Below are 15,298 nucleotides of genomic sequence, written 5' to 3' on the forward strand. Positions count from 1 at the left end.
ATGGCCTGGTACGTTGACACCCACTGCCACCTAGATTTGTTTCCTGGCATTCAGCAGAGGGTAGCTGAGCAGGATGCGGCCCCGATAAAAACCATTTCGGTCACGAATGCCCCCGTCCTGTGGCGCCCCAACCAGCAGTTGTTTCGCTCTTGCCGCAATATCCGGCTGGCCCTGGGCCTACATCCGGAACTGGCTGGCCAACGGAGTAATGAGGTGGCGCTGTTTGAAGCGCTCAGCACCGAAACCAAATACATTGGTGAAATCGGCCTCGATGGCACCACCACCAACCAATGGGAGCGGGATACCCAACTGCGCGTGCTGCGCGGTGCCGCCGCCGCGCTGCGCGCCAGCCCAGCTAAAATTTTGACTGTGCATAGCCGCCGGGCTGCCGCCGAGACCATTCAGGAACTGGCTATCGGGCTGGCCGACACCCCGCACCAAGTCATCTTGCACTGGTATTCCGGCAATCTAACGGAGTTGCGGCGGGCAGTGGAACTGGGCTTCTACTTTTCTGTAAATCACACCATGCTCGCCAGCAAATCGGCGGCTGCGCTACTTAAGGCTATTCCGCGCAGCCGCCTGCTGACGGAAACAGATGCGCCGTTTACTTTTTCAGCCGCTGTGCCTGACCGGCTCACCTCGTTGCGAGCGACGGTAAAGATGCTGAGCCAGCAGTGGGCCATGGGGGAGCAGGAATGCTTATCCTTGGTGTGGGACAACTTTTCGGAATTGCTGCGGGCAACGCAGTAACGCGGCTCCAATAGCCCTCCGTCAAAATTGTTTCAAGCGCAATAGGGGCTTTTAGATTCGCTTGCACACGAGTACCATAGCCTTTTTTCGATGCTACTCGTCGCGAGCAGCAAGGTTACGCCGCACTTTGCGCGTAGTGTAACCTAAGGGTATAAATTGAAAAGCCAACCGCTCCCCGAGCTGCTGATACAGCCAATGTGAAATCAGGATGCACTACCCAGCGCGTTACAGGGGTTAACGAACTGCTCGGCCAGCTACAGACCGTATTGGGATTGCGTTAGTAGTTGGACAAAGAATTACGGTAGAGAGCCCGAGGGCCACCAATCACCCTTTAGCTCGGGAGAGCATCAAAAAGTGTGGGGCACTACCATTCTAGTTTGAAAAACTAGTTGCTTAGCTCCTATCCTAAACCAGCTACAAAACTGGACTGCCCCACACTTTTTGATGCTCTCCTATCTATACGAGTGCCCCCGGCCCCTATCCCGGAGCCGCCGCAGCTCAGCCGCAATGCAGAAATTATTGTCAGTGGCCAGTGGGCCACGGTGGAGGACGTAGCCCACCTGATGAAGTGCAGCCCCAGGAGAGCCGCTAAGCTGTTCAAGGAAATGCAGGAGAGCTACGGCGACAAGCCCACGTTCCTACACCTGGCCCTGTTTACCGGCGCTAGCAATCTGGTAGAAATGGCTCAGCAAGTGATGGCCGCTCGTCGGGCCAAGGAGGGCCAGCAGCCCGCCGCCTCGTAGAGCAGGGACCACCCCCACAAAAAAGCCCCATTCGATGGAACGGGGCTTTTTTATTTTTCAAGCTGGAGGCCGCGAACAAAAGGAAAATCGGCAGTGCTATTTGTGCTGAATTAGGGAGCGACCAGCTCAGCTAGCCTATCTGCAATATCTGACAGTGATTCCTCTGAGGTGTTCAAACCAGCCCGCGAGGCCAACAAGGGGCTGACTTTGTAAAGCTCTTCAAAAGTCGTTTCGTGCAGAACAGGAACAAGTTTACCTTGTGACAAAAGTGCTGAAAGCTCTTTGTCAGCAACTCCCATCCTCGTCAGAGTTTGAAGAAATGCAGGTGTTACTAGCACAATTCCGGTTCGGGATTTTGCCAGCCCTTTGTCTATTTCCCGCATTAACGTTGAGCCTAGAAGAACATCTTTCTCGCTGAACCATACGGAAGTACGGCGCTCTATGAGCTTATCATACAGGTCTTTTGCAACTTCCTTTCGGTCATTCCATGCGTGGCAAAGAAAATAGTCGCGGGTGTCAGGTACGGGCAAGTGCTGCTCGACTAATTGCTTTTCGATGGCAAATTGTTTCTCGATATTTTCACGAACTGGCGTAAGCTCCTGTATTTGGGCAGGAGAATAGAGAATAACCGAGCCACCACCAGATCCCGAACCACCACGCGACCAGCGCGGCCTAATGGTTCTACTGGATTCACCCCCGCTGCTTCGGCTGCTCGAACCGCTCCCTGTCGAGTAGGAAGGAGGGGAGTAGGAGGGAGGGGAATAGCTTCCATAGGAGCTACCGTAGGAGCGGCCACCACAGGCCGGGCATTCCGCTCTTGCACTAGCAGTACGATGGCCCCTAGTTGGTGCAGTACATCTTGACATAGGCGTTACTTGTTGCTGAGGTGAATAGACTTAACTTTTAACCGTACCGAAAATTATAAAATTCCAAGCCATGTCAGCAGTAACTAAACTGCCCGACTGATTACCAGCCGGGCAGTTACTATTTCTAAGGCAGCTTATTCTTTCTCCGCGAATAGTCCCAGCTGCAAATCTTGGCGCACTTGCAGAGCTTCGGCTTTCTGTTGGTCGGTAATCTGCTTTGCCGCCCGCGTCAGAGCCGTATTGCAATACTTCTCCTTACTGTTGATTCGGTCGGTTGGGTGAATGGCTTTCAAGTCCCACTCCCGGAGTATCTTCTTTACGCCTTCCCGGCCCAGCACAGGGGCATAGAGCGCAATATTCTTATCAGTCACCTTCCAGGAGCGCAAGCGTTCAATGAGCGCCTTAGTTTCCGGGTTAGAGAGCCAGGATGCGGGAATGGAGGTTTGCAGCTTATGCGTCAGGTCAAAGCGTAGCCGCACAATTTTGGGTCTACCTGCACTGGTCCGGTTTACTTCATAAACCGGAGTTAAGGTAAAAGCCACGTCTGTATCAGCCAGTTCTTGCAGTGGCTCAGTGGTTGTACGCTGAATCAAATCTTTGACTAGGGGATACTTCATCAACACCTTGCCAGCTTTATCTTTTTTAGGTTGCCGCCGCTTATCCAGGACCGGCCCACAGTCCATGAGCAGACGGTAATCATCTATTGGCACCTCCCAAAAGCCGGTATCCTTGAAAGCGGAAAGTATCTCGAAGAAGCGCATCGAGTACCAGCTTTTCAGCTTCATGTAGTGGGTGAGCTGATAGGTAGTATAGTGTGCAACGTTGATGAAATAGTCAGCCAGAGCCGGGTTAAGAGGAATCGTAATGATGCCATCTTTGTAGCCAGCAGTTTCTTCCCTAGTTGTATCAAGCAGGTTTCTTACCCGCCATTCTGATTTGTCTAAACTTTCAAAAGTCCAGACAGCAGTAGCTAATTCAATGATAGCTGCTTGGGTATGTCGGCGGGCAACATCCTTGGCGATACCAGTATCTTCTACTATATCGTTGATGTGAAGTTGATAGAAGGGCCTAAGCTGGTAATCATCATCTTTGATTTGGTCCAGCACTCGCGCCATAATTCGCTTCGCCGCCACACTCATTTTACTTTGGCGGGAAAAGGTAGCATTCCAGTGCTGCTTGACTAGTTCTTTGTGCTGCGGTTCATAAGCAAAGCCAAGCGGCAGCGGGGCGGGAGAGACACTTTTACTAGCCATAACGCCTTATTGAAATTGGGGACTGTAATTGAAAATAAATGCTCTGGCTTTTTTTGTGATAAGGCTAAGGTAGGAATAAATAAAAGGACATCGTAGAAATGTGTCCTATAATACCGACTCATTTGTCCTTTTATTCAGCAAAACACCGACCCATTTGTCCTTTTATTACCCCCAAAACACCGACCCATTTGTCCTTTTATTACCGCACTAGACCGACCTATTTGTCCTTTTATTGCATTTCACTCCTTATAGTAATACTATTTGTGGTTTTTAGAGAACAATCTGTAAAATTTCTGACTAATAGTTTCCACCCGAGCGAAAGCTTTTAGAAGGAGTACAAGAACCCCAAAAGCAGACAAACAAAACAGCAAATAATGGCATAAAAACGAAAAAACCGGGATTGCACTTTTTTACTATTTTATACTACTATTCACATAACCATTGAGTTTACCTTATACTCCTTTCCACTTTCTCTATCACTGAAATTACTACCCCATTTAGGGCGGTAGCCAGGCTGTCCAGGGCTCCGCTTCGCTCCGGTGCTGCGCACAGTTCCCGATGGTCGCTCCCTTACCATCCTTACCGCGAATCAGAGGAAAACTACCCCAGCCAACAGATAGCGCCACGAGCAAGAATTAGTGGCCACAATGAGGCCCACGGCGGCAAAAAGGGAACAAAAGGGAAAAATCCACGGACTGTACCAGAAAAGATGCAAAAAATACATAAATAATGTTGCACTTTATACAACATTAATAAGCTGTTTTTCGTTTAAATAGTATAAGTAACAAGCACAAAAACAGTTTATTATCCATGCCCAGCACCGCCACTCCCCAGCAAATTAGCCGCGAATCATTTATTAAAAACGGCCGGAAAATTACGGTTGAGGGAGTAAGTGACGCAGTAGGCGTAGGCTACGTGCAGGAGTTCATGCCCGGCAAGATTTCTTATCTGGTGTTTTTGGGCAAGCAGAGTCACCCCCACAAGTATTTTGCGGCCACCAGCGCCGAGGAAGCAGAAAAGCAAATCATCAAGCACCTGACCGCAGCAGGCGAAGCGGCCCAGCGTAAGGCCGAGGCCCGTAAGGAAGCCCGCCAGCCCTTCACCGAGCGCAAGCAGGATGGTATCACTACCCGCAGCTATACCACGGCGGGCACCGCGCAGCTAATCCGCGAAGCCCTGAAAAAAGCCTTTCCCGGCGTGAAGTTCAGCGTAACATCGGAGGTGTACGCCAACGGTTCCAGCGTTGATATTCGCTACACAGACGGACCCAGCGCCGCCCAGGTAAAGGAAGTGTACGCGCCCTTCATTAGCGGCACCTACAACAGCCTAGAGGATATGTATGAGTACAAAGAGGACACCACCAGCGTAGCCCCATCGGGCGAGTTGCTACGTCTAAGCTACGGCGCTAAGTACATTCAATCCCACCGCCGCTACTCCGCAGCCTATGGCTTTTTCCTTAACTCGCTAGACCTACGCGAGCAGCCCCCGTTGGCCGCACAGTTCGCCGCCTTTCATAAGTGGCACAGCAGCCAGCGATACGATATGCAGACCAGCTACGGCGAGAAAAATGGCACTCATACCGTGAGCAGCAACAGCAGTCACGGCGACTTAGAGCAGTTTGCCGCTGCCCTTGTTGAGCAGGGCCACATCGTTAGCCTGAGCACAACCGGCGACGAGCTGAGCGCCCGCAGCAGCACCCCAGCCTTGTCAGAGGTGGAGCCACTAGCGGAGCCCGATCAGACAGACCGCGAGTATTACGCCGCCGAAATGCAGTGGCTAGCCGACCCCGGCCAGGATAGCACCGACCAGGAATTTGAAGCGGCAGAGCGTAGCTAGCTGGTTCAGCAGTAGCCCCCCGGCAGGCCGGTTTGCAATTGCAAAAAGGAGTACAAAAGGGAAAAAATACACCCACCGTGCCAGAATAAATATGCAAAAAATACATAAGTAATGTTGTAAAAAATGCAACATTAAGAGGGCTAAATACGTTTAAATGGTATAAGCAACGCACCTAAAAGCCCTTTTTTATGAGCACCACGCCCAGCCCTCAGCCCGAAATTGTAGAAGAAGCCTATACCATGTTGCTGCAATTAGGCGGCAAGCGGTTTCTGGTAATGACCGGAGCGCACAAGCTGATGGCAGCGGGCCGGACTGAGCACAACCCGAACCCTTGGCTGCGAATGGATGGGTGTTGTTAAACAAATAGGGGAAAACCTCCGACTCGGCGCTACGCCGGTTTGCTCGGTGGCTGCCAGGTGCTGATCAAGTCCATGTCGAACGGGGCGTCGGCCGGCAGGGGCTGGTCGGAGAAGTCGTACTCGCCGTGCAGGTTCAGGTGGCGGTAGGAGAGCACCGCCGAGGGCGAGAGCGTGGCCAGTGCGGCGGCCTGCTGGTCGGGCGGTAGCCCGGCCAGGTGCTGGGAGAGGTGCAGGTAGTTCCAGCAGATGATGGCGTTCATCAGCAGGCGCTTGCAGGTGTCGGCCACCAACTGCTCGGAGCGGGTGGCGGCGTGAAACTCTTGGTTGCGCCCGTGCCAGACGGCGTGGGCGAGTCGATGAGCGCTTTCGCCCTTGTTGAGCTGTTTCTGGATGCGCTGGCGAAGCTCCACCTGGTCGACGTAGCGCAGCAGGAACTCGGTTTTGACCAGCCGGCCCAGCTCTTTCAGGGCCCGGTAGAGCGGGTGCTGGCGGGCGTAGGAGTTGAGCCGGCCGAAGAGGCGCGAGGCCTCGCTGTGGCGCAGCTTCAGGGTGACGACCAGGCGTAGCACCTCATCCCAGTGCCGGGCGATGCGCTCGGGGTCCAGGCGCGCGTCGGGCAGCAGCGTCTGGCCGAGCTGGCGGTGGGTGGACACGGGTTCCCAGCTGTAGAGCTGCTGGTTGGTGAGCTGGCGAATGCGCGGCTCGTAGGCAATGCCCAGCAGGCGGGTCACGGCGAAGATGACTTCGGTGTAGCCGTGCGTGTCGGTGCTGTGCACGTCGGTGGGGCGCTGGGCGTGGCGCAGCAGTCCCTCCAGCAAATGCGTGGCCTCGCGGTCGGCGGCGCTGAACACGGTCGAGTCGAAGACCAGCAACGTCTCGTCCACGTAGGAGTAGGCCGTCAGGCCGCGCCGGTTGCCGAAGTACTTGAACGAGGCGCTGCCGGCCAGCGAATCCACGGCCAGGTCGTACTTCTGCCCGTCGCTGCTGCTGCGGAGCACGTCGGGCGAGAAGCGGAACGCCTCGCGCAGGCGCAGCTGTCGGGTGAAGTCCAGAATCAGTTCGTTGGCCTGGCGCAGGTTGTCGAGCGTGAAGTGGGTGCTGGCCAGCCGTTGCAAGGCGGCTTCGTCCACCTGCGGGGCAACCTGGGCCAGGCGGCGTAATCCCAGGTTACAGCCGAGCCCTACCAGCGCGGCCAGCAGTTGCGACAGCGGCGGCGGGGTGCGGGCGTGCTTGCTGGGCAGCGCGCCGAAGGCTGTGTCGAAGCCCGTGAGCCGTGCCACGCTGGTGAGCACTTCGCGCAGGGGCACCACCCGGTGGCGGGGAAACAAGTGCGCCGGCAGGCGCGGCTGCTCGGCCGGCAGCCGGGGCGTGGTCAGGCGGTAGCGCCCGGTCGGAGTACGGTGCGCGTGCGGATTGGCTGCCTCGGCCAAGTGGGCATTCGTGGCGGCGAACTGCGCCCGCAGCTGCTCCTGCAGCGTCGCCTGGACCGTGGCAAAGTCGCGCCAGGCCCCCAGGCCGGCCTGTTCCAGCAGCGCCTCGCGCTGCCTGGCCCACTGCGCGGCCGGCAGCAGGTAGTGCTCGAAGGCGCGGTACTGGTAGCAGCAGGTGAAGTTGAGCTGGCCGGACTTGACCGCGGCGGCCATCTCCAGAAACAGCAGCGCTTTGTAGAGCGAGGGGCGCAACCGGCCCTGCGCATCGAGGACGTAGGCCCGTTGCGTGAGCGAGAGAAAGTCCAGCGGCACCTGCGCGCCCAGGTGCCCGTCGTGCTGCTGGTAGTAGTGCACGGCCCGCCACAGGTCGGCGCGGGTGGTCGCCTCGTCGACGACCAGCGCTTTGACCAACGCCCCGAGCTTGGTTTGCAGGCGCAACGACGCCGCAGCCAGCGCTTCGTGAAACAGGGCTTCGCCGGCTTGCTGCTCGGTGGCTTGGCGCAATTGCTCCAGCTGCTGGTGGTCTTCGCTCAGCTGCGCGGCCGTGACCTGGTGGCGCTGCAGCAGCGCGTCGATACGGGCCAGCTTCTGTTCGGCCGGCACGTCGGGGGCATCGACCAGGGCACGAATCTGGGTCAGCGCCTGCAGGTGTCGGTAACCCCGGCCCGTGACCTGGCTGGTCAGCTGCTGCGTGGCAGCTCGTTGCTGGTAGAGCGTTTCCTTGACGTGCTCCTTACAGGAATTGACCGTGCTGGTCACGGTTTGCAGCAGCGTATCGACCAGGGCGTCGCCGAGTTCATAGTATTGGTGCACCATGAAGCTGAGCAGGTAGAGGTAGCGCCGCTCGTCGCGGCGGTAGAGCTGCGCGGCCTGGGCCCGCAGCACGTACTCGGCGTAGTAGGTGATGGCTTGGTCCGAGAGGCGCAGGCGCTGCCAGAGCGGCTGCAGCTGCTCGAAGAGCCGCCGCAGGGACGCGAAGTGCGTCACCCGTTCGCGGATTTCCCCGGGGCGCAGGCCCTGGCGAATGCGCTTGAGAAAGGTGAGCGGGTAGCGCCGGTCCGCCTCCGCTTCGCGGGCGTCGGGGTCGTCGGCGGCCAGCAGCCGGTCCAGCAAGCGCTACTCGCCGGGCTGCAGGTGCTGCTGCAAGCGGTGGAGCAGCCGTTTCTCGAAGGCCAGCAGCGCCCGCGTGATCAGGTTGGCCAGGGCGAAGTAGGTGGGCAGCTCCAGGCGGTGCTCGTGCAGGAACAGCACCAGGTAATCAAAGACCGCCGCCGGCTTCAGGTGCTGGCTGCTCAGGCGGAGCGCTTCCTGGTAGAGCCGTTCCGCGGCGGCCGCGTCGAAGCGCCCGATACCCAGTTGGTCGCAGATGAGCTGCTGGTGGGCGTAGTAGCGGGCATCGGCGTAGCGGGCGGGCGCGAACTCGGCCGGGGCCACGCCCAACTGCCGCGCCACGAAGGCCACATCGGCCGCGTGGTAGCGCGTGGCCACGTAGAAGCGCTGGCTGATCTGGAAGTAGCCCAGTTGCAGCGCGAACCCGACCCGGTTGACCGGGGCCAGCATCCGGGCCAGGTGCGGCTCGGCCCACGCGGGGACGGCAAAGACCCGCGCCTGCTCGGCCGCCGGTACCACAGGCGGCTGCTCGTAGAGGTCCCGCTCCTTGCCCAGGTGAATCCGCAGGTGCGTAGCCATAAGCTACCCAAAAGGCGATGGTGTAAACGACCGTTATTTCTACCCACCAATGATAGCGTTAACGTCCATGTAAAGGTATCGAAAACCGGTACCTTTACGAAGCGCATTTACCTTATCGCTACCCTGCCCGTTTTGCCCATGCTATTTGGCTACGTCCGCGTCTCCACGAGCGCCCAATCGGCCGAGAGCCAGAAGAGCCTCATCGCCCGCTATCTGGTCGAGCACCGCTGGACCCTCGACGAGTGGATTGAAGTAGAAATGTCTTCCCGCCGCACCGCCGGGCAGCGCCGCCTGCCCGAGCTGCTGGCCAAGGTTGCTGCCGGCGATACGGTCATCGTCTCCGAGCTCTCCCGGCTGGGCCGCTCGCTGCGCGAAGTGCTGGGCCTGATTGAAGAGTTGATTCACCAGAAGCGGTGCCGGCTGATTCTGGTCAAGCAGGGCCTGGACCTGGACCCGCAGAATCACCGCGACATGACCCACAAAATCCTGCTCACCATTTTCGCCATGCTGGCCGAGCTGGAGCGGGACTTCGTTTCCGAGCGCACGAAGGAAGGCTTGCGGGCGCGGCGCGAGCAGGGCATCGTGCTGGGCAAGCCCAAGGGTGTGGTGCAGCCCTCCATGTACGACGCCGACCGCGAGCGGATTCTGCACCTGCACGCGCTGGGCGTACCGCTCACCACCATCGTGGACGTGCACCTGAAGTACGGCAAGTACCTCTCCCTGAAAAACTACCTGGCCAAGCTGCAGCGCCAGCCAAGCCGGAACGCGTCAGCCTAACCGGACGACTCGGAGGTTTTCCCCTATTTGTTTAACACCACCTTAAGTACCTATATAATTATAATTTTTTTATATAATATGCGCCGTATGGGGTCTCTTTGGGAGCCAGCAGCCTATAGAAGAAAGCCTGCGGTCTGGTTGAGAAAAACGATTTCTCCAGCCAAACGCTAGCAGCTCAACAGCGCTAGCTTTCTTCTGCTTTTGCGAACCCAACTGATTCACGAAAAAACTGCGGCGATACGGCCGTATTTTTCTTGAAGAAGCGGCTGAAATAGTATTCATCCCCGAAGCCCAGCGCGAAGGCGATAGCCTTGACGGATTGACTGGTTAGGTACAGTTCGCGCTTGGCCTCCATAATGATTCGCTCCGTGATGAGTTGGCTGAGCGTCTTCTGATAATGGGACTTGACCAGGCGCGTTAGGCTTCGGGCGGGAACTCGTAACAGGTCGGCATACTCCCCGGCCGTGTGCAGGTGGCGGTAGTGCGTATTAATGGCATCTTGAAGTTGCTGCAGGAGCCAGGGCTCCCGGCCAGACGGGTTCTGCTCGGTGCCTAACGCGGGCTGTGCCGTACGAATACGGATAGCTTTCAGCAAAAAGAGCTTCAGATATAATACGATGGACTCTTGTTGTGCTACCTCTTGACGCCGTACTTCCTCTTGCATCACAGCTGCCAGGGCGGCAAATTCACGCACCGCCTCTGTTGTAACCGGGAAGAAGGGCGGCTCAAAAATGGTGTTGAACAAGATGCCATTGCTAGCTACCTCCTGCTGATGCCGGTAGATGCAGAAAAAGTCGGCATGAAAATCCAGGACCAGGCCCGCTACAGCGGTGCTGGCTTGGATAGTGTAAGGTTGGTAAGGGCCAAAACAACACAGCGTACTGCCAGCAAACAGGTAGGTGGCAAAGTTGGCGCGTAGCTCGCCGCTGCCCTGCGTAAGCAGAATGAGGGAGTAATAATTATTGCGTTGTAAGTAATTAAACGGGGTGTCGTCGCTAAAGGAGTAGCTTCGAAACGCTAATTCACCCGTGTGCGGATGAGTGAGCAGGAGACAGTCAATCGCCATCGCGTGAGAAGAATAGCAGCTAGCCAACTGGACGAACTGCCCGCCAGCCCCTAAAGCGACCTATGCCCAGGCATAGGTCGCTTTAGGGGCTGGTAATTATTTGGCAGCCAAGATAGCTACTTGTTCAATGACAGGCGGCACGGCCAGCAAGTCGGCCGCATGGGCCATCAACGCAGCGGCAATAGGGCCGTTAAGATGCGCCTGCCGGCCTGCTTCATCCGGAAAGGTATCAAAGATACCGAAGGTGGCCGGCGCCAGCTGAATAGCATACCAGGTTATGGTAGCCGGCTCTTGCTGAGCCAGGGGCAGAGCGCCCGTCAAAAAATCGAGTACTGCCTGCTCTTTACCGGGCTTCGCTTCGAGCCGGACCAGCAATCCTACATTCTTCATGGAAGTGGGGGTTAGGTAAATTGATATAACAAAGGTACTGCCTCTCCGAAAGGATTAACATGGACGGACGCAACTAGTGGCTGGACAAAAAGACCATATCCTCAGGATTCTCTACTAGCGAGAGAACATGACAAAGGTCCCTCGGCGGCCTACCCCCGTGCATTATCATAGGGGAAGAAGTGCGGGCGGTGAGGCCTGAAAACAAGGTGTTGCCCCAGGGGCTAGCGCTTTATAGCCAGCCAAATGAAATGAGGAGGCCGCCCCTAAACAACTCGGCGAGGTGCCTGCGAATGCCGGGCCAGGGTACGCCACGGCTGCCGCCGCACCCGTCGGCCTCAGCGCCCGGTAACAACCAGCCCCAGACTAGGCGGACGGGACTAGCACTATCCTCGCAAAGTACTGCATAATCCTAGCAATCTTATGATTTGGCGCAACCGTCCAGTAGGGAGCCTGGTTCATACGGCAGCCTGCTACCCCGGCTGGCCTTGCTACATTCCCACCTTATTCCCCTCCACACCCATGGGTATTTCCCTCGAACAGGCGCAGGCTGCCGTGCAGGCAGCCTACCAAAAATCGCTCGAAATAGGCGTCAAGATGAACATTGCCATCGTCGATGCCGGCGCCAACCTCGTGGCGTTTGCCCGCATGGACGACGCCTGGCTCGGCTCACTCGACATTTCGATTAAGAAGGCTAAGACGGCCCGCTTCTTCGATATGCCCACCGGTGACCTTGGCCAGGCCAGCCAGCCCGGCGGCCCGCTCTTCAATATTGAGGTCTCGAACGGCGGCCTCATCACCTTCCCCGGTGGCCTGCCCATCAAGGACGGCAGCGGCAAAATCATCGGCGCCATTGGCGTCTCGGGCGACACGGTCGAGAACGACCATACCGTAGCCGAAGCGGGCTCAAACGCCGTGGCCGGCCAGTAAGGCAGCGTTCTCCATGTTCAGGAAAAAGCGGCGGGCCTGGCTGGCTGGGCCCGCCGCTTTTTCCTTTTATTCTCTAAAACCACCCAACTCAATATGGCTAGCAACAGAGGCGTTGTTTACCTGGGCCCCGGCAAAGTCGAGGTGCAAAGCATTGATTTTCCTGAGCTGAAAAACCCCAAGGGCAAGAAGATAGTCCACGGCGTGATTCTGAAGGTCGTATCCACCAACATCTGCGGCTCCGACCAGCACATGGTGCGCGGGCGGACCACGGCCCCCGCCGGCCTGGTGCTGGGTCACGAAATCACGGGCGAAGTCATTGAGGTAGGGGCCGACGTGGAATTCCTCCAGGTGGGCGACCTCGTATCGGTACCCTTCAACGTGGCTTGCGGCCGTTGCCGCACCTGCAAAGAGCAGCAAACCGGTATCTGCCTGACCGTGAACGAGGGCCGCGCTGGTGGTGCCTACGGCTACGTGGACATGGGCGGCTGGGTAGGCGGCCAGGCCGAATACGTCATGGTGCCTTACGCCGATTTCAACCTGCTCAAGTTTCCCAATAAGGACCAGGCGATGGAAAAAATCCGCGACCTGACCATGCTAAGCGACATTTTTCCCACCGGCTTCCACGGCGCCGTAAAGGCGGGCGTGGGCCCTGGCCGCACGGTGTACGTGGCCGGCGCGGGCCCGGTGGGCCTGGCTGCCGCCGCGTCGGCGCAGCTGCTAGGGGCCGCAGTGGTGATAGTAGGCGACATGAACAAAGCGCGCCTAGCGCACGCCCGCTCGTTTGGCTGCGAAACGGTAGACCTGAACGAAGACGCCAGTCTGGCCGAGCAAATCACCCAGATTTTGGGCGTGCCCGAAATCGACTGCTCTATCGACTGCGTGGGCTTTGAGGCCAGCGGCCACGGCGCGCAGGCCAAGGTAGAGGTGCCGGCTGCCGTGCTCAACTCGCTCATGGAAATCACCCGCGCGGGCGGTGCCATCGGCATCCCCGGCCTGTACGTCACTGACGACCCCGGCGCCAAGGAAGCCGCTGCCAAAACCGGTAACCTGAGCATTCGCTTCGGCCTAGGCTGGGCCAAGAGCCACTCCTTCCACACTGGCCAAACGCCCGTGATGAGCTATAACCGCCAGCTCATGCAGGCCATTCTCTACGATAAAATCCAGATTGCCAAGGCCGTGAATGTGGAAATTATCAGCCTTGACGACGCGCCGAAAGGCTACGCGGAATTTGATAAAGGCGTGGCGCGCAAGTTTGTGATTAACCCCCACAACCTGATTCCGAGCACCAAACCAAAAGTCAAAACCGAAACGGCCGCTGCCTAGGTAGCTCACCTGCTCAGCTCTCAGCCGGACTGTCTCTAGGGGTGGTCCGGCTGTTTTGGTAAGGCAAAGGACGTTTTTGGGCTGGCGCGGATGGGGGAGGCGTTTGCCAATGGCCGCCCCCGGCCGGCCCAAAAAGCAGGGGCTTGCACAAGGCGCGCAATCGGTGGCAGTCTCCTCGCCAAGAACATTTTTGGCCTGCCGACAGGTTATTAGGGCGCCCGCCGTTGCGTAAGCTTCGCATTGGTCGCTGCCATCCGCCTTCTTTTCCACCTGCTTTTCGCCCCTGGTCCCTTGCTGCCTTCCATCCCGCTCACTGCCCCCCACGAGTTCACCACGCTCATCGACCACCGCCGGGTGCAGACGCTGGAGAAGTACGAGCTGAGCATCCTCGAAACGCTGGCCCCCGGTGACCAGGTAGCGCAGTCGTACAGCGACCTGGTGCTGACCAACATGCTGCGCGGCAAAAAAGTAATGCACCTGCGCGACCAGCAGGCCTTTGCCTACCTGCCCGGCCATACCATGGTCGTGCCCCCAAACCTAAAAATGCTGATTGACTTCCCCGAGGCCTCTGACGAAACGCCAACTCAGTGCGTAGCCCTGGCCATCGACCGGCTGCAAGTCATCGACACGGTCAATTACCTCAACGCGTTTTACCCGCGCACCGACGGCGAGCCGTGGCACCTCAGCCTCAGCCAGCACGCTTTTTATAACAACGAAGAGATTACAGCCCTCATCATCAAGCTAGTACGCATTGGCTTCGATGGTTCCCAGAACAAGGACATGCTGGCTGACTTTGCGGTGAAGGAGCTGCTGCTGCGCCTCATGCAGCTGCAGCGCCTGCACCTGACCGAGCACAACACGGCCGTGCTGGCCTCCTCCAACCGCTTTGCCCACACCCTGCAGTACATCAAGGAGAACCTGGCCCAGAAAATCAGTGTCGAGGAGCTGAGCACGCAGGCCTGCATGAGCCAAGCCAATTTCTTCCGCGCCTTCAAGCAGGAGTTCGGCCTCTCGCCCATCGACTACATCATCAAGGCCCGGATGCGGCTGGCCAAGCGCTGCCTGCAAAACCCTGCCATCAGCATTACCGAGATTTGCTTCAAGGCAGGCTTTAGCAACCTGGCCTACTTCACCCGCATGTTTCGACGGTTGGAGCACATGACGCCCACTGAATACCGGACAATTAGCCAGGGCCACGCGTAAGGGCAGCCGAGCAGGCGGCGCTGCCAGGGCGAAGCTCAGCCGCTTGGCAATGCTTATAGCTGCCGCCCCACACGGCTCAGCCATTCGGGCGTGCTACCCAGGTAAGAGGCAATAAAATGCTGCGGCACTTGCTGCGCGATACCGAGGTACTTGCGCAAAAAGTGCTGGTAAGGCTGGAAATTCGCAAAGCACTCATCGGTAAGCGGCATGTGAGCCTGCAAGTGTGCCCGCAGAAAGTGATAATCAGCCGGAGAATCCAGGCGCTGGAGGTAGTGAAAGCCATGAGTTTGCCACACTATAAGCCATGCACCACAGAACTACCGCCGTGTCAATGAAGGTGCAAAAAGCTAAAGCTTGGGCGTTGCAAACGAGTCGGAGTAGGTATGGTATTTTAAGATATTATATAGTCATAAATAATTATTAAAAATCGAACTCAAACAGTCAATGAGATTCTGTATTAACTCACCCCAAATAGGTTGCAATGAGTAAACAACGTCGCTACTTTGACCAGTAAAGACCTGATAAGATTCAGTTATCAGGTCCTAATCAAAACAGGGCCAAGGCTCTGTATTCATTACTTATCGCATTGGTTAAGTAGCCATACAGAAGTAAGCGTATAGTGCGCAATTGGTAGCTTGCGGCATGCGACGACCTGCCACCGAGTTGAGTTCGGAAGAAGTGACGTG

The 15,298-nt window shown here is 57.3% G+C and carries 15 protein-coding genes; 8 read left to right on the forward strand and 7 right to left on the reverse strand.

The features are described 5' to 3' along the window. The gene (gene qatD, locus CHB83_RS22800) at window positions 1-750 is read left to right on the forward strand and encodes a Qat anti-phage system TatD family nuclease QatD (RefSeq protein WP_089334442.1); all 750 of its coding nucleotides are present in this window, start codon (window positions 1-3) and stop codon (window positions 748-750) included. A gap of 464 nt (window positions 751-1,214) precedes the next feature. Next, complete coding sequence (locus CHB83_RS22805) at window positions 1,215-1,493, forward strand: hypothetical protein (protein WP_089334443.1); 279 nt, start codon at window positions 1,215-1,217, stop codon at window positions 1,491-1,493. Window positions 1,494-1,603: 110 nt separating this feature from the next. Here CHB83_RS22805 and CHB83_RS24165 read toward each other — a convergent pair whose 3' ends face one another. After that, the gene (locus CHB83_RS24165; protein WP_245855414.1) at window positions 1,604-2,023 is read right to left on the reverse strand and encodes a toll/interleukin-1 receptor domain-containing protein; all 420 of its coding nucleotides are present in this window, start codon (window positions 2,021-2,023) and stop codon (window positions 1,604-1,606) included. A gap of 470 nt (window positions 2,024-2,493) precedes the next feature. Then, the gene (locus CHB83_RS22815; protein ID WP_089334445.1) at window positions 2,494-3,612 is read right to left on the reverse strand and encodes a replication initiation protein; all 1,119 of its coding nucleotides are present in this window, start codon (window positions 3,610-3,612) and stop codon (window positions 2,494-2,496) included. A gap of 810 nt (window positions 3,613-4,422) precedes the next feature. Between CHB83_RS22815 and CHB83_RS22820 the strand changes: the two genes are divergently transcribed. Then, on the forward strand, window positions 4,423-5,448 hold the full coding sequence (locus CHB83_RS22820) for an LPD29 domain-containing protein (protein WP_089334446.1): 1,026 nt from the start codon (window positions 4,423-4,425) through the stop codon (window positions 5,446-5,448). Between the two features lie 188 nt (window positions 5,449-5,636). Beyond that, window positions 5,637-5,807, forward strand: a complete 171-nt coding sequence (locus CHB83_RS23980; protein ID WP_179225620.1) for a hypothetical protein — start codon at window positions 5,637-5,639, stop codon at window positions 5,805-5,807. A gap of 29 nt (window positions 5,808-5,836) precedes the next feature. Here the strand turns inward: CHB83_RS23980 and CHB83_RS22825 are convergent, their stop codons facing one another. Both CHB83_RS22825 and CHB83_RS22830 read right to left on the reverse strand, forming a co-directional pair. Further along, window positions 5,837-8,350, reverse strand: a complete 2,514-nt coding sequence (locus tag CHB83_RS22825; RefSeq protein WP_089334447.1) for a Tn3 family transposase — start codon at window positions 8,348-8,350, stop codon at window positions 5,837-5,839. A gap of 3 nt (window positions 8,351-8,353) precedes the next feature. Continuing rightward, complete coding sequence (locus CHB83_RS22830) at window positions 8,354-8,926, reverse strand: DUF4158 domain-containing protein (protein WP_089334448.1); 573 nt, start codon at window positions 8,924-8,926, stop codon at window positions 8,354-8,356. Window positions 8,927-9,064: 138 nt separating this feature from the next. Between CHB83_RS22830 and CHB83_RS22835 the strand changes: the two genes are divergently transcribed. After that, complete coding sequence (locus CHB83_RS22835; protein ID WP_089334449.1) at window positions 9,065-9,703, forward strand: recombinase family protein; 639 nt, start codon at window positions 9,065-9,067, stop codon at window positions 9,701-9,703. 184 nt (window positions 9,704-9,887) lie between these two features. Here the strand turns inward: CHB83_RS22835 and CHB83_RS22840 are convergent, their stop codons facing one another. After that, window positions 9,888-10,769 (reverse strand): helix-turn-helix domain-containing protein, encoded by an 882-nt coding sequence (locus tag CHB83_RS22840; protein WP_019949547.1) that lies wholly within the window; start codon window positions 10,767-10,769, stop codon window positions 9,888-9,890. Window positions 10,770-10,865: 96 nt separating this feature from the next. After that, window positions 10,866-11,159: a putative quinol monooxygenase gene (locus CHB83_RS22845; RefSeq protein WP_019949546.1), complete on the reverse strand. Its 294-nt coding sequence runs from the start codon at window positions 11,157-11,159 to the stop codon at window positions 10,866-10,868. 519 nt (window positions 11,160-11,678) lie between these two features. Between CHB83_RS22845 and CHB83_RS22850 the strand changes: the two genes are divergently transcribed. From CHB83_RS22850 to CHB83_RS22860, 3 genes are all read left to right on the forward strand, one after another. Beyond that, a complete protein-coding gene (locus CHB83_RS22850) occupies window positions 11,679-12,086 on the forward strand; it encodes a GlcG/HbpS family heme-binding protein (protein ID WP_089334453.1) in 408 nt (135 codons plus the stop codon). 93 nt (window positions 12,087-12,179) lie between these two features. Further along, window positions 12,180-13,409 (forward strand): formaldehyde dehydrogenase, glutathione-independent, encoded by a 1,230-nt coding sequence (gene fdhA / locus CHB83_RS22855; protein ID WP_089334450.1) that lies wholly within the window; start codon window positions 12,180-12,182, stop codon window positions 13,407-13,409. A gap of 291 nt (window positions 13,410-13,700) precedes the next feature. Next, on the forward strand, window positions 13,701-14,612 hold the full coding sequence (locus CHB83_RS22860; protein ID WP_179225621.1) for an AraC family transcriptional regulator: 912 nt from the start codon (window positions 13,701-13,703) through the stop codon (window positions 14,610-14,612). Between the two features lie 53 nt (window positions 14,613-14,665). Here CHB83_RS22860 and CHB83_RS23985 read toward each other — a convergent pair whose 3' ends face one another. Beyond that, window positions 14,666-14,908, reverse strand: a complete 243-nt coding sequence (locus CHB83_RS23985; protein WP_089334452.1) for a hypothetical protein — start codon at window positions 14,906-14,908, stop codon at window positions 14,666-14,668. Window positions 14,909-15,298 lie beyond the last annotated feature (390 nt).

The organism is Hymenobacter mucosus, from assembly GCF_900188255.1.
Lineage (GTDB): Bacteria > Bacteroidota > Bacteroidia > Cytophagales > Hymenobacteraceae > Hymenobacter > Hymenobacter mucosus.